A 22,653-nucleotide genomic window follows, 5' to 3' on the forward strand; every position below is an offset into this window, starting at 1 on the left:
GAGGCGTTGAGCTAACATGTACTAATGACTCGAGAGGCTTAACCATACAACCCAGATGGGTTTTATATGGCCTTAGACGAATAGTGACACTTAATAAAGTGGTCATAAAATGCTCCTGCATTTATGACATCAAGTACCTCCTTGTACTTGTCGAACTCAAGTAAGAAATCAGCTTTCCGAATTATTATTAAAAGGTTAATTACGCAGGTAATTGTTAGGCTGACAAAGCCGTGACGAGCGAGGCGCGGAGTGTACGTTAGTACATGAGCACAGTAGCGAGGAGACAATACCGTCAGACGGACAATTAACCAGTAAGAATTTGCTTGGTGACAATAGCCTTGTGGAACCACCTGATCCCATCCCGAACTCAGCAGTGAAACGCAAACGCGCCGATGGTAGTGTGGGGTCTCCCCATGTGAGAGTAGGTCATCGCCAAGCGCCTAATTATCTCGATGAGATGTAACGAAGCCAGCTGAATAAGCTGGCTTTTTTGCGTCTGTGATTTTAGATTCAAAGCCTCAAAAATAATTCAACTGTTTAAATGCTATTGAGCTATATGTAGAGTCACCAGTTTCACACGAAGCTCGCGGTTTGACTATTGACTGTTGAAACTGTGTTCGTAGGGTTGTGGATTAGCTAGCCTCCACAACGCTAGTATATTATTGAATGAATCACTTTTGATTGATTTTAGCCTTGAAGCTGGCTTTAGTATTGTCGTTGGCTTGTTTATACCAATAATCAAGTATCTGGCTGATTTCAGTTTGGCTAGGCTGGGTAGCTTGCTGAACCTTATCATCGACCGCAGAGACTGTTGACGTCATCACTGCTGGTGCGAGCAAGTTTGTGGATGCGATGGCAGGAGCTTGGCGCATTTGTGGCTGGCCTGCTGATAGTGTTTTGGTTGACGGTGGTACCATGGCATTACCCGATTGTGACATCGTGATGTTCAATGATGCGGGGCGATCGCTAAGGTTGTACTGCAGTATTTCGTGCTCAAAATCCCGTCCCAGTTGAACCCCATTCTTAATCAATTTATCGCTGGTAAAACTCACCGCTTCATCTTGAGCATTTAATAGCGTCAACTCGGCTGATTCATTAAATTTTTTTGCGTCTTTGGCTGAGTTTATAGCAGCAAGTTTAAGCGTCAATATTTGCTCAGAGGCATCAAAACGGATAACTAACACGTCAGATAGATAATGTACTGAATCAGCCTGTTGTCGGTATTGTGCAGCATAACGAAAGGCAATTTGATTCATACCATCGGCTAAGATGAGTTCGCCACTCTTTACTGCTGGTTTACCATTGACTGTTAGCACTTCAGTGTTTTTAGGTAGCTTTAGATTCACATCGGCGGTAGCGGGTTGCACAGTGCTCAGCATTAACGCTGTGGCACATAAGATTGATTGATATTTCATACGTTTTCTCAGTTGTTACAAGAGCGCCGCTAAATAATAAGGCTAATATCTGGCGGCACAAAGCGGGTAATGCTCAGTGTGGTTTATGATAACCCTAATGGCGATAAGTCGTTTATATGAAACGCTGATTAGCGTTAATTTTATCTGCAGGGAATAAAAAAAGGCTCATGAAGAGCCTTTTTGAGAGTGATATTTGTTATTGAACGTCTATTGGGTTAGGTCAATGCTATAAACGGCGAAGCCAAGACTGTCTTTGCTAATCTTCTTCATTGCACGCTGCTGATTATCTTTGATAAAGGCTGCGGCTTTGTCGCTATCTTGGGTTTCGAAGCGAATATCTAATGTGACGTTAGTGGTGATCGTTTTGAAATCCCAGTTGTAATCGGCACTTGGATTAACCATGGCGTCGTACTTGCCCGTCACTTCGTTGAACTTAGACTGCTCTGTGATATAGGCGGCTAATGCTTCGCGGTTGGTGTCTGGTAGCTCCAGAACAACATGATCGCTACCTGTACCTGCAAATTTACCGCCAAAAGCGCGGTAGTTATTTGAGGTGACGATAAACTCTTTTGTCGCAAGCTCTTCACCTGTAATGACTTTACCGTTTTCGTCTGTATAGCTTAAATCTACAATACGGTTTGCACTGGCATTAACCACCGCGCAATCACTGTCAAATTTACTCGGTTGTGTAACATCAATCTTATAAGTTAAGCCATCTAGCACGTCAAAGTTATAGGTTGGATGACCATCCCAGTTAATTAAACCCTGCGGCGTAGTTTTTGTGGCATCGATTTGATTAAACTGGTTGGCTGAGCACTCGAGCCAATCTTTCAATTCGGCGCCATTTGCTTTGACTGCCACCATAGTATTGGGATACAGGTACAAATCTGCAGCGTTTTTAAAGGTCAGAGGGCCTTTATCAACTTGTACAAATTGGTCTGCATCGCTACTTGTGCCATGGCGACCGCCCGCTTTAAAGGGGGCTGAGGCTGACAGCACTGGTAGCCCTTGTAATGCTGCGGGTAATTTCGCTTTCACGTTAGCGATTTGCGCATCGGAAACGATTTGCACCGTTGGGTCGTCCTGCACTAAGGTGAGAAAGCTATACATATCTGCCGCAGCGACACCGATAGATTCATCCACAAAAGCGAGAGTGCCTTGGTGCTCTGCCGCAACGGCATCATGAATAGCGGCATCAGCTTCGACCAGAGGGACTTTTTTGGTGCCATCATAAATCGGACGAGCCTCAGTTTTTGCACTGATAACAGTCCATTTTCCGTCTTTACGTTCAAGTTTAAAGTCAACCACGCCTAAGTTATCACCCCAACGGCCTGGCATTACTGCGGGGACACCGTTTAGTAAGCCGTTAGCCACATCGGTATTCGGTAAGTCAGCATATTTCGCATCTGGGAAGATGGAGTGGCTGTGGCCAAATAAAATCGCATCGATACCGTCAACGTAAGTCAACGCGTAAGTGGCGTTTTCAGCCATAGGATCGCCAGGATTTTCAGACGAACCAATACCTGAGTGAGGGATTGCGATAATAATGTCAGCCCCTTTAGCCTTCATTTCGGGGACATATTTTTTCGCTGTTTCAACAATATCTTCAACCGTTACTTTGCCTGTAAGATTTTGTTTATCCCACAATAGAATTTGCGGTGGTACAAAGCCAATATAACCAATTTTAATGCTTTGGCTATTGCCCTCACTGTCGATAATTTGTTTTTCTTTAATGATATAAGGGGTAAATAAATTTTCACCTTTCTTAACTTCATTCCAGCAGCCATTATCGTTAGCGCAATAAACGTTTGAGTTGATATAAGGGAAACCTGCACCACTAATAGATTTATTTAAAAAATCTAAACCATAGTTAAATTCATGGTTACCTATATTACCGACTTCATAATCTAATAGGTTCATGGCTTTATAAACAGGGTGAATGTCGCCCATTTGCAGGCCAACTTTTGCCATATAATCGCCCATTGGGCTGCCTTGCAGTAGATCGCCGTTATCGACTAACACACTGTTTTTAGCTTCGCTGCGGGCCGCATGGATCAAGCTTGCGGTGCGAGCTAGGCCGATAGTTGGGTCATCATTACCACTGTAGTAATTGAAATCCATGATATTTGTGTGTAAATCGGTGGTTTCTAGTACCCGTAAATCGGCTTGAGCGAGTTTGTTATCAGGTTGAATAATGGTGTCATCATCTGAGTTACAGGCACTCACACCAAGGGCTGCAGTGATCATCACTGCAAGTATTTTCTTATTTAACATAGTTATCTCTATTTATATTTATTTGACCCCAACGCATGTCCCGTAAAGAACATGCCCATCATCCCGTTAATTCAGCGTAATTTAACTGTTAGGTTAATTCGTCACCAAGTTAACGAGTAAGAATTATAAAGACATTTTATGATCTAAGTGTGACATTAATTCGATAAAGTAATGTTAAATTGTGATTGATAGTGTATTCGTCTAAATAACAAACTATTTGTTCTGTATGTTTGTTACAGCCATGTCTAGATTACTACAGTGAAAAGTATATTAAGAATAATTAATCTACTTTATCAGAACGGCGTTTTATTAACGGACATAGGTATCCACGTTGAGAATATTCGGCTTGAAATATTCAATTGAGTTGAGTTAAATAATTCTTTTTCCATCAAATTTTAATCAGTGCTCATCATTCCTGCTTGCATATGCATAACCCTTATTGAAGTACATTCGATTTAACTTAAAATTGGCATAGGCACATTTAGGCAGGAAACACACATAAAGTGATACAAATTAACGGTTAACTATGCAGGTAAAACTTGGCTGAAATAGGCATAAGTTGTTAAGGTAGCTCATCGAAATTGACGTAAATATCATACGTGTTCGTTAAACAGGACGGCTTAAAATAGAATGCGTTAGACTGATTATTTTAAACCGCAAGCTAAAATTCATTAACACGCACCTTTCACTTTAAAAATACAATCGAAAGGGCGACAACATTGAAGGGAGTTAATATGCGTAAGTCCGTTATTACTACAGCCGTGGCTGCAGCTTTATTACTGAGTGCTTGTTCAGACAAGCCTACAGCAAATACCAATGAAGCCAAAAATGCCGTTGCCACGCAAACAGCCACTAAAGCTGAGGCGACTAATGTGCTACTGAACAAGAGCCCACTGCAGGATCAAGCGCCGCAATTTAATCTGATTAATACGACGGATTATGCGCCTGCCTTTGAGCAGGGCATGAAAGCCCATGATGTCGAAATCGCGGCAATCGTAAATAATAAACAAGCTGCTAGTTTTGACAACACCATTCTGGCAATGGAAACATCGGGTGAATTATTAACCCGTGTATCGCGGGTTTTCTTCAATCTTGCGGGTTTGATTTCAAATGATGATTTTCAGAAAACGGAAGCGGATCTTGCGCCTAAGTTATCTGCCCACCGTGATAATATTTATCTCGACCCAACGTTATTTGCCCGTGTTGAAGCCGTGTATCAACAAAAGAGCAGCTTGAATGCAGAAGATCAGCGTTTAGTTGAATATTATTATGAGCAGTTTGTCCGTGCTGGCGCGAAATTGTCCGCCGAAGACAAAGCCAAGATGCGCGACTTTAATGCCGAGCTTGCGACCTTAGCGACGGATTTTTCACAAAACAGCTTAAAATCATTTAAAGATGATGTGATTGTTGTAACCGATAAAGCGCAGTTAGCTGGTTTATCTGATAGCGAAATCGCCACCTTAGCCGCAGCGGCTAAAGCTGCCGGAAAAGAGGGTTATTTAATTACTCTCGTTAATACTACGCGCCAGCCTGTGCTGGCGAGTTTAGATAACCGAGAGCTGCGCCAGAAAGTGTGGCAAACCTCGGCGCATCGTTCGGTGGCAAGTAATGGTCCATTGATTGTCAAAATGGCGCAAATACGGGCTAAAAAAGCTAACTTACTGGGTTTTGATACCTGGGCGTCCTATGCGGTTGCAGACCAAATGGCGAAAACCCCTGCAGCAGTGTATGAAATTCTCGATGATTTAGCCCCTAAAGCGCTGGCGCGCGCTAAAGTGGAAGCGGCTGACATTCAAGCTGAGATTAAAAAAGCGGGCGGTGATTTTGAACTACAACCTTGGGACTGGGCTTATTACGCTAATAAAGTGCGTCAAGAGAAATACTCCCTCGACGAGAGCACTATCAAGCCCTATTTTGAGTTTAATACGGTATTACAAGACGGATTATTCTTCGCCATGCATAAACTGTATGGCATCACTTTAAAAGCGCGTACCGATTTACCCGTGTGGGATCCCAACGTATTAGCCTTTGAAGTGTTTGATAAAGATGATAGTTCTATCGGGCTATTCTATCTTGACCCCTATGCCCGTGAAGGCAAAGGCGGCGGCGCGTGGATGGATGAGTTTGTCACCCAAAGCGGCCTACTTGGCACTAAACCTGTTGTTTACAACGCGCTTAATATTCCTAAGCCAGCCGATGGTCCAACCTTGATGACCTTCGATGAAGTGACCACTATGTTCCATGAATTTGGCCATGCGGTACACGGTTTATTCTCGCAGGTGAAATACCCAAGCGTTGCTGGCACATCAGCAGCGCGTGACTTTGTTGAGTTCCCTTCACAGGTTAACGAAGATTGGAATATCGATCCTGTTGTAATTGCTAACTATGCCAAACACTATCAAACGGGTGAGCCAATTCCTAAAGCGCTGCTTGATAAAATTCTAGCCGCAAATAAGTTTGGTCAAGGTTTTGATACTGTTGAATATCTTTCAGCGGCCTTGTTAGATATGGAATGGCACTCTATCAGCGCAGACACACAAATTAGTGATGTTGAGCAGTTTGAGCACCAAGTATTAGCTAAACACGGCCTTGATTTTGCGCCTATTCCACCACGTTATAAGTCGAGCTACTTTAGCCATGCTTTCTCTGGTGGTTATTCCGCGGGATATTACGCCTATTTGTGGACTGAAGTGTTTGCCGCCGATGCCTTTGCTTATATGAGTGAGCAGGGCGGTTTAAAAACCGACAATGGTGATAAATTCCGTCAAGAAGTGTTATCTAAAGGCAACAGTGAAGATCTTATGCAAGATTATATTCACTTCACCGGTAAAAAACCGACAACAGAGGCACTGTTAAAGCGCCGTGGTTTAGTCGACTAATCGGTTGGTTATTTAAAATGAAAGGCTTGCTAGGGAAACCTAGCAAGCCTTTTTATTACCTTCTATAAAATATGACGCACAGCTAGAGTCACTGGCTAATCTGCTGCGCGGCAGCTTGCACGGCTTTATAATCTTCTGCGACATTCAGTGCGATTTTTGCACGTTTTAATGCTAATTCACTATGGTATTCAGCGGCGGCGCGTATATTTTTATCATGGCTCGATGCTAAAGAACTGAGGGCTTTTTGGAGTCGTACCGCCACTTCAACTATGCCAGCGCCATCTCTAGCAATTGCCGTAAAAGCATCATCACACATATCATGAGGGCAGATTTCAGGCACTTCGATACGATTGTACTCGGGTGCTTGGCGGTCATTATCTGTCAAAGGCTCATCCCATAGCGTAAACAATCGTATTAGGGTTCCTATAATACAAATAGCTGTTCCGGGATCGTTCACCGCAGGCGACAGCGCGCGTCCAGCAATCTCCGACAATACCACTAATCCAAATCGTGGATCATCATCGAAAAGACGCACGTCACCAATCTGGAATGCTGCTAAAACGGGGGGATTATCAAGCTCGGTTAAATCGCCTGAATCGGCACGAATGTAGGCTAATGGTCGATTTTGAGCAGCAAAAGTGCCCGGTAATGCCGCGATCACCACGCGCATTTTATGTTTTTCAGCCCAGTTTTGCAGTGCCGCAATGTTGATGTATTGAACATAACCGACATTAACCGCATGTACCGCGCGTCCGCTAGCCTCTGAGCTCACTGATACGCCGCAAAGGGTGGGCGCATGCTTTCGCCGCTTTAGCGATGCAGCGGTCGCTATTTCTACTTTCTCAATCGTTGTGCCCATACGTCCGAGGCGAGCAATGCTATCTACCCAGCGCACAAACGTAAAAATCACTACGCTGAAGATCAGCGCTGTTAGCAGAAAAAGGATAAATAAACCTGCCGTTTGAAAGTAACTATTTTTTACCGCAGTAAGGGCTACTATGCTAAAAATAAAAGCACCGACAAAAGTCGAAAGTGCATTTTGAGATGCATCGTCGGCAACAACTAATACGAAGGATCGTGGTGTTGCTGTTGTTGCCGCAGAGGCATAGGCCGATACCATAGAACCCACGGAAAATGTGGCAATCACCAGCATGCTTGATGCCATGATGGATAAGAGTACCTCAATGGAGTTTAATGAAATCTCAGGTGTGATCTGTGCTAATCCAGTTCCATCAGCCAATTTTGCGATTAAGGCTGCCATTATTGAAAGCAGGCAAACGATCAGTGGTTTTACCCACAGTCGGTGGCGAAACTGATTGAGAAAAACTCTGACGCGGTCAGTTAATAGGGTAGAGCTCATTTCAGTCTCCGCAGTTGTGATCTTTTGCTAATACGCACACATTGTTGAGTAGAAAGATAACATGTGTGGCTAAGTTTATTTTTTAAAAAACGGATTAATACCTACGTTGTCATTATAGATAATATTCATCTAGTAATACTGGGCGCATACTATTTTAAATGGATAATATAAAGGTTAACTATCTGATTTTTTAATTTATTAAATCTAATTCTTTATCAGTATTCTCAATAGTTAAATTCTAACCGAATGAACATAGCTCTATTTATGCTGTAATATCAAAAATAACGGGAGCCTATGCTCCCGTTATTTATCTTACTGTTAACCCTTATTGACGAGGTTACTCGGCCAGTAAGCCACGACTACGCAGTAGCGGCTCTATGCCCGCTTCTTTACCGCGAAAGTTCTTATACATCAGCATTGAATCGTCGCTACCGCCTTTTGAAAGGATATTATTACGGAAGGAATCTGCCGTAGCTTTATCGAAAATGCCATTTTCTTTAAAGGCTTCAAAGGCATCTGCGCCTAAAATATCCGACCAAAGGTAGCTGTAGTAACCTGCAGAATAACCGCCCGCGAAAATATGCGAGAAGTAGGTGCTGCGGTAGCGTGGGCTAATTTGATTAATTAACCCCATGGCCGCTAATGAGTCAGCTTCAAACTTGGCGGCATCCTTTGGCGTGGTGTCAGTCAGTGTGTGCCAATCTAAATCAAGCTTAGTGGCCGCGACATATTCAACCGTTGAAAAACCTTGGTTAAACTTACTCGCCGCTTGGATTTTTTTCACTAATTCCTGCGGGATCACTTCGCCAGTTTTATAATGTTTGGCAAATTGCGCTAACACTTCTGGTTGTGTCATCCAGTTTTCATTCACTTGCGATGGGAACTCCACATAGTCGCGTGGTACTGCCGTGCCGCCCTGTGAGCGATACTCTACCTTCGATAACATGCCGTGCAGCGCATGACCAAATTCGTGGAATAACGTACTAGCCTCATCGAAGGTTAGTAATGCTGGCTCATTACCCGCAGGGCGAGGGTAGTTGAGTACGTTAACAATAATGGGTTTAGAATCAACGCCATTCATATTGTACTGCTTGCGATAGGAGTTCATCCAGGCGCCGCCACGCTTGCTGTCGCGGGTAAAATAATCGCCCATAAAGATAGCCATTAATGTGCCGTCTTTATCGTAAACTTCCCATGTACGCACTTCTGCATTGTATTTGGGTAAGTCGGTACGTTCCTTAAAGGTCAAACCGTACAAACGGTTCGCGGTGTAGAACACGCCTTTAAGGGTGCTATCAAGTGAGAAATACGGACGAGTTTGTTGTTCGTTAAAGCTGTATTTCGCTACACGAATTTTATCGGCGTAGTAATCCCAGTCCCACGCTTGCAGCGTAAACTTATTATCTTGGCTATCGATCATGGCTTGCATATCAGCCATTTCAGCTTTGGCTTGGGCAAGCGCGGCTGGCCATACTTTATTGAGCAAGCCGTAAACGTTTTCGGACGTTTTAGCGGTGCGTTCTTCTAACACAAAATCAGCATGGGTTTTATAGCCCATCAACTGGGCGCGTTCTGCGCGTAGGGCTGCAATTTTAGCTAGGATGGTTTTGTTATCGTGGGCATTATTGTTATTGCCACGCTCTGTATAACCTTTATACAAGATTTCACGTAATTGACGGTTATCGGCATAGGTTAAAAAAGGCGTGATAGAAGGGCGAGAAGTGGTAAATACCCACTTACCTTCGTGGCCACGCTTTTTAGCGGTTTCAAAGGCGGTGGCAATCACATCATCGGGTAAGCCAGCTAAATCCGTTTTGCTATCGATAACAAGTTCAAAGGCATTGGTTTCAGCGAGTAGATTGTCACCAAAGGTGAGATTGAGTTTACCGATTTCTTCGTTTAATGCGCGCAGTTTGGTTTTATCTTGCTCACTTAAATTAGCGCCGCCACGGGTGAAAGATTTGTAGGTATCTTCCAGTAATTTTGCTTGCGCGGTATTGAGCTTTAAGCTGTCTTTTGCATCATGAACCGCTTTGACTTTTTGAAATAGTTTGTCATTGAGCAAAATGTCATCTTCAGCGGACGATAACATCGGCGACACTTCTTTCGAAATCGCCTGCAACGCTGGGGTGGTGTCGGCGCCTGTTAGGTTGAAGAAAACATTCGATACCCGCTTAACCAAATCGCCAGAAAACTCCATTGCTTCAATGGTATTAGCGAAGGTAGGCCTAGCTTTATTATCAACGATGGCTTGCATCTGTTCGTGTTGCTGGGCAATACCCGCTTTAAATGCGGGGAGGAAATGTTCAGGTTTGATTTTATCAAAGTCTGGGATTTCCATAAAAGTATCATAGGGTTTAAAGAATGGATTGGTCGCATTCTGGCTGATAATTTGCGCTGAAACGGCATTAGGCGCTGCATTTGCTTGCACACTGGCATCGGGTTGTTGTGCGCTGCAAGCACCTAAGGTTAAGGCTAAAGCAATGGCACTTAGTGTGAGTTTAGCGGTGCGTGGCTTGAGGGCTTGCGTTTTAAGGGTTAGTCCCTTCATTATTGGTTCCCCGTTAGGTCGATTATTGTTATGCATGCTGGAATAGGTGATAGCCATAGATTTTGATAACCATAGATTTCAGGAAGTGAACAATCTGAGAACGGCTAAAACAATTAATTATTAAGGTGATTGTTTAACATGTATCGCAGGTTAGAACCTATTGGTTTTGTGTTTTATTTGTAACAAATGTTTTATTTCAGGTATTTAAGCAAACCAATATGGCAAACTAAATAGGCTCAAACCATATTGCGAATTAGCGTGTTGGCACGTGAGCTGAGTTAAGTCGTGCACTTATATAGAGAATATAAGTCATGCTAATCACGGCAACACCAACCTTTTCATTCCTTTTAAAACCGTCTCTTGCAGTACGGTCCTAACACTAATAACAATAACAGGATCTAGTATGTCTCAATCTTATATTCCACGTATTTCCGTGCGTTTGGCTTTATCCTTGGCGTTACTGACAGCCTCCAGTGCTATTATTCCGCAAAGTCTTGCCACAGATGTTGCTGCAAACACTAACATTCCCCAGTTAAGCTCCAATGCCGTTAAGGTCGCCGATTATGCTGTCGCTAAATACGATGCGGCCATGGTGCAAAGTTTGGCTGAGTTAGTTAGCTTTAATACTCAAGCCGTTGAAGGGCAAACCCCAGACACAAATCCAGCCTTTGTGGGCTTTAAGTCGAGCTTACAACAACTGAGTCAAACACTGGGTTTAGATTATGTCGATCATGGTTATGTCATCTTAATTGGTTTAGATGCGACGTCATCTAGCACGGGCGAGCCTAAAAAATTAGGAGTTGTCACCCATGGCGATGTGCAGCCTGCCAATCCTGCGTTGTGGGCGCAAAGCCCTTACTTACTCGATAGCCAATCTGAGCCGGGTAAATTGATTGGTCGTGGCACAGAAGATGATAAAGGCGCCATTGTTACTGCCATGTATGCGATGAAGGCGATTAAAGATAAGCAAATTAAGCGAGATAGACGCATTGAATTGTTAGTTTATTTAGCTGAAGAATCCGATTGGGAACCACTTCAAACCTTTCTCACCCATTACACACCTGCGGATATGAACATTACTATTGATGCCGAATACCCAGTGGTCACCGCCGAAAAAGGTTGGAGTAAGATTGCGTTTACTGTACCCAATATTACGATCTCCAATAGAGACGCTAAAGCAGAGGCTGCAACTCAAACTCCCACGTTAACAGCTTTCTCTGGTGGTTATTTTGCCAGCCAAGTACCGCAGCAAGCCGAGGCGCAAATTGAGGCGGTTTCACCCGCATTGCTGGCTAAATTGCAAACCAAAGCCGCAGCGCAGCAAGGGATGAAATATCGTTTTGAAAACCACTGCGTCGATAGCCTGTGTAAGCTACATATTTTTGCCGACGGTAAAGCTGCACATTCGTCAACCCCAGAAGATGGCGTGAATGCGGTAACTCATCTTGCAGCATTGTTAAGTAACAATCTGAGCCATGATCTAAGTAATGATCTGAGCAATGAACAAATTCATGCGCCTTGGCCACAAACAGCGGCATCCTTAACGGTTGCCGTTATTAATGAATTAGTGGGTTTAGGGATTTATGCTGAGCAGTTTGGTGACTTAGCCTATAAAGATGATTTTATGGGGCCTTTGACATTGGCACCCACAGTTGTAAGTGAAACGCAAAAGGGCACTGAGGTGATTATTAACTTGCGTCGCCCTGTTGGTAAAACACCAGAGTTACTCACTAAACAAGCCCGTGAAGCCTTAACCCTGTGGCAGGATAAACACCAAGTGCAGCTTGTTGATATTGAAAGCTATTGGGGCGAGCCTATGGTGATGGAAGGTGCACCGCAGCAACAAACCCTGCTCGACGTGTTTGCCCACTTCACGGGTATAGTTGACCCCAAACCCGTTGCGATTGGCGGCTCTACCAACAGTAAATTATTCCCCAATGCCTTAAGTTTTGGTCCAGCCATGCCGGGCGTGGAATACACAGGCCATACCGAAAAAGAATTCATCACCCACAAGCAATTTATGCAGAATCTAAAAATGTATACCGCGGCATTTATCGAACTATCGGCGGTTAAATAATTACCCTCCAAATGGTATAAAAAACTACCGAGAAAAAGCAAACTCCTATAGCATCATTTATACGCATTGAAATGTATGTGGCAGTCGCTAAGTCCAATCAGTGATTTACGCCCTACAGACAGCGCATAAATACTAAGACATTAGCAGTCAAACGGAGGTGGCATGGAAAGCCTAGATAATGTAAAAGTTCTAACACGTGGAGAGTCCGTGATTCTTGCAGGAGTTTGTTCAGGTATTGCAAAATATTACAATTTGCGAAAAAGCAGCATTAGGTTCGCATTTTTGTTGACTAGCTTGTTTTTTGCTATTCCTGTATTTGCTTATGTTGTTTTGTGGTTAGTTTTACCTAAATATCCGACGACAGAAGCGATGGCTCGTCATTTAAGACGAAATAAGCTACAAAGAAAATATGGCAGTTAACAGGAAATAAAGCGGAACAGTTACCAGTTTACTCGGTTTAGCTTCGCAACACACTTTAGCAAAAAAACTATTAGTGTTAGATCTGTCTTTATAACCAATAAGTTACGCTAATGCTCGAAAGATGAGCCATAGCGATTTGTGAGACGACCGTCCACCTCATGGCCACTTTTTGGCATCCATACCATCTCGGCATTTGTGAATCCTTTCACATCAGAAGGGGAGGTTGAACATCCAAACGGACTTGAACAATATCCTTGTTTAACGGCCAGTTCGCCATGGCTCTCGTTCATAAGCTCAGAAACCTTAGGTTTGTATTCACCGTGTCGATGAGTGAATGCCATGGCAAGCCTATATGAGTCGATACCAGCCAACGTTAAGATCCCAATAACTGAAATAACTGGTCACCCAGTACAGTTTGCCTAAACTATTAGGTCAAAAAGTTAGCTAGGTTCAGTACGATAACTTGTTACTCACACAATAAAAATCCCTGCTTATACAGTGATATATAGCAGGGGTTTTTAAATTGAGAGTTTGCATTCGCTGAGCTGCGAGACAAGCCTTATTCAGGGTTTATGATCTATATCGAATAGGTCATTCCTTCCTCTTATCTCTTAACACTCATCTTTTTCACTAAAATCGGCGTCATAGATATGCTAATAACCGATGGCTTCACTACCTGCATGGCGAGGGTCGGAAGACCCAAAAATTCCCTGTTCATTTACCATAATTGACTGGGTGCTGCCCATGGCAGATTGTACTTTTACTTTGTGACCTTTGGCTTCGAGCAAGGAAATGGTATCGCGGTTTAAGCTGGACTCAACGCGCAGTTCATCGGGTAACCATTGATGGTGTACCCTTGCAGCATTACTGGCTTCAGCGATATTTAACCCATGATCAATCACATTCATGATGATTTGCAAAGTGGTGGTGATAATGCGTGAACCACCTGGGCTACCGGTGACGAGGAAGGGCTTACCGTCCTTCATTACTATGGTGGGGCTCATTGAGCTCAGTGGGCGCTTATTGCCTTCAACCGCATTGGCATCGCCGCCAACTAAGCCATAACCATTGGGGACACCAGCTTTGGCTGAGAAATCATCCATTTCGTTGTTGAGTAAAATGCCAGTACCTTTGGCGACTAAACCTGAGCCATAGCTAAAGTTTAGCGTGTAAGTATTTGATACCGCATTACCCCATTTATCAACTACTGAAAAATGAGTGGTTTGATCGCTCTCATAGGGCGCCAGTTTTCCCGGTTTTATGTCGGTACTTGGCGTGACTTTATCCATTGAAATTTGGCTGGCAATTTTTTGGGCGTAATCTTTACTGGTTAACGCTTTGACTGGGACGTTGTAAAAATCAGGATCGCCCAAATATTCGCTACGATCGGCGTAGGCACGCTTCATCGTTTCTGTCATTAAGTGGATTGTTTGCGCCGTATTTTGGCCGAGTTTATCAATTGGGAATTGCTGTAATACATTGAGCATTTCAATAATGTGCACACCACCCGATGACGGTGGCGGCATAGAAACCACCTCATAACCTCGGTATTCGCCGCGCACAGGCTCACGTTCGACAACCTTGTATTGTTTAAGATCGTCCAAGGTCATAATGCCGCCTGCATCTTGCACCGCTTTGACGATTTTTGTCGCAGTTTCACCTTCGTAAAAACCTTTAGTACCCTTTTGGGCAATAAGACTTAATGAGTGGGCCAATTCGGGCTGTTTAAGCACATCATCGACTTGATAGTCACTGCCGTCGGCTTTGTAGAAGATAGCTGCCGTAGTTGGCCATTGGCTCATACGGCGTTTAAGCCCTGCAAGGGATTGCGCTAAATCTGGCGTGACGCTAATGCCTTCTTGCGCCATCTCAATGGCGGGCGCCGTGACTTGTTTTAGTGTCATGGTGCCATATTTTTCAAGGGCTAAGCTCATGCCCATAACAGTGCCCGGCACGCCTACAGCAAGGCCATGCTCACGGCTCAATTTTTCAACCGCATCGCCATTTTCATCAAGGAAAATATCTTTATTAGCTTTAGAGGGCGCCATTTCACGGTAATCAATTGCGATGGTTTTGTTTTCTTTGGCGATATGTACCAGCATAAAACCGCCGCCGCCAATGTTCCCCGCGCGAGGTAATGTTACCGCGAGGCTAAAGGCTACGGCCACTGCGGCATCAACCGCATTGCCGCCCTGTTTTAAAATTTCAATACCAGTGCGACTGGCGAGTGTTTCTTGGCTTGCTACCATGCCATGCTTGGCCCACACAGGTTGCGCTGTGGCCATCTGGCTAAAAATTGATGATTCATCGGCGAGTAAATTAGGTGACGATACTAAGGGAAGCGCCATCGCAATAGCGAGAATCAAGGGTCTAAATTTTTTTGTTGGATGCATATCCAATCCTGTATTTATTTTCATTAGGGCTATGCAATGTGCCGAGAATTAGGCTTAATTGCAACCGTGTATCGTTTATTAGCCCCATAAAGGACGAGAATTTACCCTATGACTCAGTTTATCCTAGCCTTTGCGAGTGCTATTGCTGATATCCCATCCCGCGCGTGGAATAGCGTAATGGGGCAGGCTAATCCCTTTTGTCGTCATGAGTTTTTGTTAGCGCTTGAGCAAAGCGGCTCAGCTTGTATTGCAACGGGTTGGACGCCAAAACATTTATGTGTGTTTGATGCCAGTCGCGTATTAAGCGATGAAATGGGAGACGATAGGCATTTTCAACCTTTGGATGACGGGGCGTTTATCAGTTTGCAAACCGCCGAATATTTTAATGCATTACCGCTGGTTGCCGTGATGCCCTTGTACCAAAAAACGCATTCCTATGGTGAATATGTGTTTGATTGGGCATGGGCCGAAGCCTACGAGCGCCATGGTATTGATTATTACCCTAAATGGGTCAATGCCACTCCCTTTACTCCCGTTCAAGGGCGACGAATGGGCATTAAGCCCGAATTGACAAATATCGAGCACATGCGCGTAGCGGCATTAATGCTATCGGCATTAAATCGTCAGTTAACGCAAAAAGCGGCTGATTCGCCGATTTCTTCATGGCACAGTCTGTTTGTGAGCGCACAGCAAACACTGTTATTTGAACATTCCCCCCATTCGCACTTAAAGCGTTTAGGTACGCAGTTCCATTGGCATAATCGTGGTTATCGGGATTTTAATGATTTTTTGTCGAGTTTTAACTCTCGTAAACGTAAAAATATCTTAAAGGAGCGGGCACAGTTACAACCTTTTAATCTTAAGTTTCAATTTGTCGAAGGCGAGCAAGTCACCCGTTCGCAATGGCAAACATTTATTCAGTGCTATCAACTGACCTACCTTAAACGCTCGGGTCATCGCGGCTATTTAACGCCCGCGTTTTTCTATCAATTAGCTGAGCACCTCACATCGCAAATACGCTTGCTGGTGGTTGAAGACGCAAAAGGAGAAATGGTGGCGGGTGCCTTATATTTAAGGGGCGAGAATACCGAAGGACAGAAATGCTTATATGGCCGTTATTGGGGCACAACAATTGAGCTTGATGGCTTACACTTTGAGGCTTGTTACTATCAAGGGGTTGAATATTGCATTGAGCATGGGTTGGCACTGTTTGATGCTGGTGCTCAGGGCGAACACAAGGTGTTGCGTGGTTTCGAGCCCGTAGAAATGTATTCCTACCATGACATTGCCCATTTGGGCTTTAAGGACGCTATTACGGATTTTGTCACGCAAGAAACCCAACAAGTACAACAATATATGGCGCAGATGAGCGCTGTGTTGCCCTACAAAAAAGCGCCCGAGTAAAGCCTTAAAATAAGACTTTATTGAGCGCGTATTTAACAGATATTATTGTATGGGATTATTGACTCGCTGTGAGCGAATTCACAGTGAGCTAATCCTAAACGAGTTAACTGACGGCAAGCCAAATCCCTACGCCAATCATTAAGCTGCCTGCAATACGATTCAACCAGCGAATATTATCGCCACGGCTAAGAAAAATGCGCAGGCTCTTGCCGCCGCTGGCGTAGGCTAACATTGAAACAAACTCGGTCACCATAATAATACTCAGTAGCGCAAGCAGTTGCGGCGCGACATCGCGCTCAGCATTAATAAAGGGTGGCAGTAGCGATACCATAAATGCCCAGCCTTTAGGGTTGGCAATGGCGGTAATAAAGCCTTGGGTGATTAAGGTTAAGTTACTTGCTCTTGGATTAGTATCCGTATCGCTAGGTAAGGTCATCTTGCCCCGTGCGCGCCACATTTGCACACCAATATAGCCTAAGTAAATCCCACCAACCCATTTAAAGACTTGAAATACTTCTGGATAATTAAGCATGATGCTAGCTACGCCCATAACGGCGGCGGTGGCGACGAGTGCGACTCCAACCAGTTCACCTAACATCATCCATAGGGTGCGGCGCACACCAATGCTCATGCCGAGCGTCATAGCGAGGGTCATACACATGCCCGGCGTAATCGAAACAAAAAAGAAGGTCGGGATAAACACTGCAAGTAATGCAAAATCTGGCATGGTTTAGTTAGTCTTGGTTGAAAATAAGAAGGGCGCTAGTGTAATAAAAATGACGGGGTTAGCCAATGTGTGAGTTGCGTATTTCGCTTGTGGCATTAATTTAGCCTGTAAATAAGGGGTTTAGTTGAAACGATAGCCATACCTAAACGATGCGAGTTTTCGTATTTTACTTGTTCTTTTAACTGTTGATAATTTAAACAACACTGGTGCTGGTTGTATTGTGAATAAGATCATGCCTGCTTGCTGTATTGCGTAAAATAGGTAGGGTTATTAAACCCATTAGTGGAATAATCCTAAAAAACTCGGAGCTGATTTTTTGTGTAAATACAGATGATTTAACACTGGGAAAAGAAAACGGTACGCAGGGCGCACCGTTTTTTATAGGCGAGATAAACGTTACAGCACGCCGCGGCGCATTTGATCCCGTTCAATTGATTCAAACAGAGCGGTAAAGTTACCTTCACCGAAACCTAAGTTATTCTTGCGTTGGATTATTTCGATAAAAATCGGTCCAAACAGGTTTTTAGTAAAGATCTGTAGTAAATAGCCGGATTCATCGCCATCGACCAATATTTGGTGGTGTTTGATGCGCTCACGGTCTTCGGTCACATGGGGTAATTTCTCGAAAATGGTGTCGTAGTATTCGGGAATGATGTCTAAGCATTGGATTGAACTGCCTTCCATTGCATCTAGAGACTTAATAATGTCGCGGCTTCTGAAGGCTAAATGCTGCACACCTGGGCCATTGTATTCTTTCAGGTATTCATCTATTTGGTTTTTATCGCTGCCTTTACCTTCGTTAATCGGGATACAGAAACTGCCATCTGGCGAGCGCAGGGCGTAGGACACCAACGCAGTTTGTGCGCCGCTGATGTCAAAGTAGCGTACCTCAGTAAAACCAAAAATGTTTTTATAGAAGTTTGCCCAATGCTCCATTGTGCCTTTATAGACGTTGTTGGTTAAGTGGTCGACTTCGATAAAGCCTTTCTCTTGAGTAATGACTTGTTCATCTAAATCTTCAAAATCAGTAGCATAGATATTGTTATCGGCACCAAAGGTGTCGATAAAATAAATTAAGCTATCACCAATGCCGTAAATGGCAGGGTAAGGTAAATCTTTATTCGCGTCATCAGCGGGCTTTGCACCACGCTCAACGGCAACACGATAGGCAAAGCCTGCATCTTCTACACGCCAGCCCATAGAGCATATTGCTGGGCCGTGGCCTTTGGCGAACTGAGCTGAAAACCCTTTGCGCTCAGTGTTAAGCAGAAAGTTAATATCATTTTGTTTGTAATATAGGATGTCTTTATTCTTGGCTTTTTTCAGCAGTGAAAAACCAAAATCGATAAAGGCTTTGTGCATAAAATCAGTATCAGGGCTAGCGAATTCTGTGAATTCGATACCTAATAAGCCCAGTGGATTTAGTTCGCTTGCCATGATGTTTTCCTCATTATTTTAATTCAACTGTTGCCACTCTCGTAGTCCCTGAATTGGAGCGCTGGTGGCTTTTGGCTAGTTTTCTAGCCAAGAACGGTTGTAGTCTTTGCTCATGCAATGTTGTACATGTTCGGTTAATTTCAGTGGGGCGAAGGTGTCTACCATCACTGCATATTCATAGGTTTCTTTTTTGCCGATAGAGGCTTCGGTACGACCCGGTTGCGGCCCATGGGCGACCCCTTTTTGATGGAGAGTCATGTAACCTGCCTCAATGCCTGTACGGCTCATAAAGTCGCCATCGACATAATATAAAACTTCATCACTATCAATGTTGTTGTGGTAATAAGGGGCTGGAATCGATTTCGGATGGAAATCGTAAGGGCGCGGTACAAAGTTGCAAATCACAAAGTTATGGGCGGTAAAGACTAAGTGTTCTGACGGTGGTAAATGGATTTTTCCCACCTTTGGTGCGTATTCGGTGATATTAAATGCCCAAGGGTAAACGCAACCATCCCAACCCACTAAATCAAAGGGATGCCATTCGAGCGTGGTGAGTTGGTACTTATCGCCAAACTTGCACACTAAGGGAAAAGCGCCACGTTCAACCACGGCATCTAGCAGCGTCGGCACGCGCAAATCGCGTTCGCAATAGGGCGCTGATTCTAATAACTGGCCATACTCGTTACGAAAATGTTTAGGCACTTCCACCATCGAGAATGACTCTATGACGAATAAACGCACATTGCTGTAATCATTAAACTTTAGTTGGTAAGTGGTGCCACGGGGGATCACTAAATAGTCCCACTTGAGTACCTTTATCGTGCCGTATTCACTGTAGAGTGTGCCTTCGCCTTCGTGGACAAACACCACTTCATCGGCATAGGCGTTGCGGTAAAACTTATCAGTATTGCTGGTAACTTTAGCGGTATAAAGTGCTAAATCATTGTTATAAAAAATTTTGTTACGGGCGCTGAAAAAATTACCCTCACGGTCGGCATCGCGGGAATCAAGTTTATAGTTTTGAACCAGCGAGTCTTCCCAATTTGCACCGTGGCTTAGGTTGTAAAGCGCAACATCCAACGTTTTGGTTGGCATGTTGTGGTGATATTTATTGGAATAAATATTAGAAAAACCATGGGTTGAGAACAACTCTTCGCGGTAAAGCTCGCCGTTTTCCTTTTCAAATGCGATATGGCGCTTATGGGGGATTTGGCCTTGTTTCACATAAAATGGCATGGAAGCATCCTTGGTTTACAGTGCGGCAGCATCATTTGCTGCCTTGTTTTTCGTTATTGTTATGTGATCTTGTTATCAATTTAGTGGTTTAGATGAACAAAAAAAAGAATAATTAATGCGCTATCATAATCTAAAAAATAGATGGTATTCTAATCTTTACGGATTTGAATGTTAGCGTGACATTTTCATTAGCGCCAAGGAGTGACTATGCGTATCGATATTGATGCCTTTAATGTGCTGCAAGTGTTGGTGGAAGAAGGCAGTTTTGCTAAGGCGGCGGAGCGGTTACATAAGGCGCAATCAGCCGTGAGCTATCAAGTTAAAAAGTTGGAAGAGCATTTAGGAGTGCAGCTTTTTAGCCGTGAACAATATCGTGCTGAATTGACCCAAGAGGGGCGCGTAATTTTGGCTGAAGGGCGAAGATTACTGCAACACCTTGCAAACATTGAACATCTCGCTAGTCGCTTTAGCGAAGGTTGGGAGCCAAAGCTTGAATTAGTCATCGATGGTGCTTTGCCGATGGAACCAATTATGAGCGCCTTAAAGCGTATGGCAGAGCATCAGATCCCCACTAAAATTCAGCTCAATATGGAGTTTTTAGGCGGCGTGCAACACAGATTTGAGCGTGATAACGCTGACTTGATGTTAGTAAAAGATTATCGCACTGGCCCCTATTATCATCCGCAGCCTTTGCCTGCTATCACCAGCGTGCTGGTGGCCAGTGCTTCGCATCCTTTATCTTTTATTCGCACAATTAGTTTGTCTGAGCTGCAACAGCATGTGGAATTAACCATTGAAGACTCATCACCCAATAAAAGCTATCGTGATGAAATGCAATTTGGCGGAGATAAAGTGTTTTATCTGTCCGGTTTTATCATGAAAAAGAATGCCCTTTTAAAAGGCTTAGGTTTTGGCTGGTTACCGGACTTTTTAATACAAGAAGAGTTGGCCAAGGGTGAGTTAGTTGAAATCGACTTTGTTGGTGGTAGCCGGTTTACGTTTACTCCACAACTTGTTTCGACATTAGAGCGTCCGTTAGGCCGTGCAGGACAGCTGTTTACGGAGTTAATTTTAGAAGAGTTTGCTAAGACAGAACAATTTGATGGCGTTGGTTTGGGTTGAAAAACTGCCATGTTTCATCGCTTAAACCACGTTTTTGCTAGATAGGTTTTTAGGCTAGTTGGCAGGGCCCTTCTGTATGGTTAATGAGTTTTTTAATCGTTTTTAATTGTTCGCTGAATACGTCTTTCTATTATTTTAGCCATCAGATACATGACTAAATAACCCGTACCTAAAGCTAAAATAACGGCGACAACATTCTCTGTGTGGAGGCGATAAAGATAAAAAGTGCCAACCAGCACCGCGATACCGGCGAGCCGAATGAGTAGACTTTGGGTAAAATAACCGTGGGCTTTGATATAGGCCAACTGGTAACCATTGAGCATCATAAAAATAAAAAACATAGAGAAATGCAGTAATACGGGCGCCGCTTTAAGGTATTGCTCGGGGAATAACCAAGCAATGAGAGTGTTGCTACCAAACAGCATTAATATAAAAAATAAGCCGCTGACTAACAAAGATATTTTAATAAGCCATGACTTAATCTGTTGCACCTCAATAACACGTTTTTCTCGCACGCACACTGCAATTTCGGGCAGTACAAAACGATAAATCGGAAAGACAAATAGCAAGGTGAGGTAAGTGATCATTGGTCGCACCACGACTTGGAAATCCCCTAATTCATCTATGCTGAAATAGGCAATAGTCAATAATACTGTGATGTAAATCATCAAGATACTGGCACCGGCCTCCATAGACGCCGTTAGGCTTTTTTTCATAAAACTGCGTAAATCGGTATCAAAATGCACAGCCCCTAAGGGCGGTGTTGCGATATCCTTACGTTTTTTCAAATACATATATAAGGCAATGATAAGCGATGATAGCGTCATGCTATAAAAGAGTGATGCGATTGCAGTTTGCTTTAAAGCATAAAAACAGATCAAAAAGCTGACGACTTGCGCGAGGGGTTCTAACCAAGTGACTTTGTTGGATATGGCATAGAGCCGATACATCGCAATTTGATTAGTAAAGTAAACCTTAAACCCCATGCTTAATACTATGCCAACCAATTGAAAATATTCTACATTAAGTTGAAGCGTATGTTTGATGTAAGGTAGAACTAAACCCCAGGTTAACAAGACAATCGCGATAAGGCAGTAGCGAAAAATATTGGTGATGTCCATATCTTGTTTAGTTTGTGAGTAGGCCACTACCATAGAGGAGCGAAATCCGGTCATGAGGATTAACGACAACGAGATGATATCAATAACCGTGTGATACAGCGCTAAATCAGCTTTGGCAACCCATTGGGCCAACCAAAGTTTAAATAGAAAACCCACAGAAATACTGGCCAGCGATGCCCAGAATCCCGCAATCACTGCTTGCTTAACCCGTTGAAGTGAGGTGCTTTCCATTGTTCA

At 43.7% G+C, this 22,653-nt stretch carries 14 protein-coding genes and 1 rRNA gene; 6 read left to right on the forward strand and 9 right to left on the reverse strand.

The window, feature by feature from the left end:
- The first annotated feature begins 322 nt into the window (after window positions 1-322).
- Window positions 323-438, forward strand: a 5S ribosomal RNA gene (rrf, locus tag BW947_RS10735).
- A gap of 233 nt (window positions 439-671) precedes the next feature.
- On the opposite strand, the gene BW947_RS10740 is transcribed toward rrf, so the two are convergent.
- Both BW947_RS10740 and BW947_RS10745 read right to left on the reverse strand, forming a co-directional pair.
- On the reverse strand, window positions 672-1,415 hold the full coding sequence (locus BW947_RS10740; protein ID WP_076499475.1) for a DUF2057 family protein: 744 nt from the start codon (window positions 1,413-1,415) through the stop codon (window positions 672-674).
- Window positions 1,416-1,622: 207 nt separating this feature from the next.
- Window positions 1,623-3,689, reverse strand: coding sequence for a bifunctional 2',3'-cyclic-nucleotide 2'-phosphodiesterase/3'-nucleotidase (locus BW947_RS10745; RefSeq protein ID WP_076499477.1), 2,067 nt, complete (start codon window positions 3,687-3,689; stop codon window positions 1,623-1,625).
- A 734-nt stretch (window positions 3,690-4,423) separates the two neighbouring features.
- On the opposite strand from BW947_RS10745, the gene BW947_RS10750 reads away from it, so the two are divergent.
- Window positions 4,424-6,568: a M3 family metallopeptidase gene (locus BW947_RS10750; RefSeq protein ID WP_076499478.1), complete on the forward strand. Its 2,145-nt coding sequence runs from the start codon at window positions 4,424-4,426 to the stop codon at window positions 6,566-6,568.
- Between the two features lie 88 nt (window positions 6,569-6,656).
- Here the strand turns inward: BW947_RS10750 and BW947_RS10755 are convergent, their stop codons facing one another.
- Together BW947_RS10755 and BW947_RS10760 are read right to left on the reverse strand one after the other, a co-directional pair.
- On the reverse strand, window positions 6,657-7,928 hold the full coding sequence (locus BW947_RS10755; RefSeq protein ID WP_076499479.1) for a DUF2254 domain-containing protein: 1,272 nt from the start codon (window positions 7,926-7,928) through the stop codon (window positions 6,657-6,659).
- Window positions 7,929-8,265: 337 nt separating this feature from the next.
- Window positions 8,266-10,479 carry a M3 family metallopeptidase gene (locus BW947_RS10760; protein WP_076499480.1) on the reverse strand — a complete coding sequence of 738 codons (2,214 nt, stop codon included), beginning with the start codon at window positions 10,477-10,479 and terminating at the stop codon, window positions 8,266-8,268.
- A 403-nt stretch (window positions 10,480-10,882) separates the two neighbouring features.
- On the opposite strand from BW947_RS10760, the gene BW947_RS10765 reads away from it, so the two are divergent.
- Both BW947_RS10765 and BW947_RS10770 read left to right on the forward strand, forming a co-directional pair.
- Window positions 10,883-12,556, forward strand: coding sequence for a dipeptidase (locus tag BW947_RS10765; protein ID WP_076499482.1), 1,674 nt, complete (start codon window positions 10,883-10,885; stop codon window positions 12,554-12,556).
- A gap of 162 nt (window positions 12,557-12,718) precedes the next feature.
- Window positions 12,719-12,976 carry a PspC domain-containing protein gene (locus BW947_RS10770; RefSeq protein WP_076499485.1) on the forward strand — a complete coding sequence of 86 codons (258 nt, stop codon included), beginning with the start codon at window positions 12,719-12,721 and terminating at the stop codon, window positions 12,974-12,976.
- A 653-nt stretch (window positions 12,977-13,629) separates the two neighbouring features.
- Here the strand turns inward: BW947_RS10770 and ggt are convergent.
- Window positions 13,630-15,369: a gamma-glutamyltransferase gene (gene ggt / locus BW947_RS10775; RefSeq protein WP_076499488.1), complete on the reverse strand. Its 1,740-nt coding sequence runs from the start codon at window positions 15,367-15,369 to the stop codon at window positions 13,630-13,632.
- 108 nt (window positions 15,370-15,477) lie between these two features.
- Here ggt and BW947_RS10780 point away from each other — a divergent pair, with 108 nt between their 5' ends.
- A complete protein-coding gene (locus tag BW947_RS10780; RefSeq protein WP_076499490.1) occupies window positions 15,478-16,773 on the forward strand; it encodes a GNAT family N-acetyltransferase in 1,296 nt (431 codons plus the stop codon).
- A 103-nt stretch (window positions 16,774-16,876) separates the two neighbouring features.
- Here BW947_RS10780 and BW947_RS10785 read toward each other — a convergent pair whose 3' ends face one another.
- The 3 genes from BW947_RS10785 to BW947_RS10795 all read right to left on the reverse strand — a co-directional run bounded on the left by BW947_RS10785 (window position 16,877) and on the right by BW947_RS10795 (window position 20,173).
- The gene (locus BW947_RS10785; protein WP_076499492.1) at window positions 16,877-17,500 is read right to left on the reverse strand and encodes a LysE family translocator; all 624 of its coding nucleotides are present in this window, start codon (window positions 17,498-17,500) and stop codon (window positions 16,877-16,879) included.
- A 396-nt stretch (window positions 17,501-17,896) separates the two neighbouring features.
- Window positions 17,897-18,937 carry a 4-hydroxyphenylpyruvate dioxygenase gene (gene hppD, locus BW947_RS10790; RefSeq protein ID WP_076499495.1) on the reverse strand — a complete coding sequence of 347 codons (1,041 nt, stop codon included), beginning with the start codon at window positions 18,935-18,937 and terminating at the stop codon, window positions 17,897-17,899.
- Window positions 18,938-19,012: 75 nt separating this feature from the next.
- A complete protein-coding gene (locus tag BW947_RS10795; protein ID WP_076499497.1) occupies window positions 19,013-20,173 on the reverse strand; it encodes a homogentisate 1,2-dioxygenase in 1,161 nt (386 codons plus the stop codon).
- A 207-nt stretch (window positions 20,174-20,380) separates the two neighbouring features.
- Here BW947_RS10795 and BW947_RS10800 point away from each other — a divergent pair, with 207 nt between their 5' ends.
- The gene (locus BW947_RS10800) at window positions 20,381-21,295 is read left to right on the forward strand and encodes a LysR family transcriptional regulator (protein ID WP_076499499.1); all 915 of its coding nucleotides are present in this window, start codon (window positions 20,381-20,383) and stop codon (window positions 21,293-21,295) included.
- A gap of 92 nt (window positions 21,296-21,387) precedes the next feature.
- On the opposite strand, the gene BW947_RS10805 is transcribed toward BW947_RS10800, so the two are convergent.
- A complete protein-coding gene (locus tag BW947_RS10805; RefSeq protein WP_076499501.1) occupies window positions 21,388-22,647 on the reverse strand; it encodes a polysaccharide biosynthesis protein in 1,260 nt (419 codons plus the stop codon).
- Between the last annotated feature and the right edge of the window lie 6 nt (window positions 22,648-22,653).

It is taken from the genome of Shewanella morhuae (assembly GCF_900156405.1).
In the GTDB taxonomy this organism is placed as follows: Bacteria; Pseudomonadota; Gammaproteobacteria; order Enterobacterales; family Shewanellaceae; genus Shewanella; species Shewanella morhuae.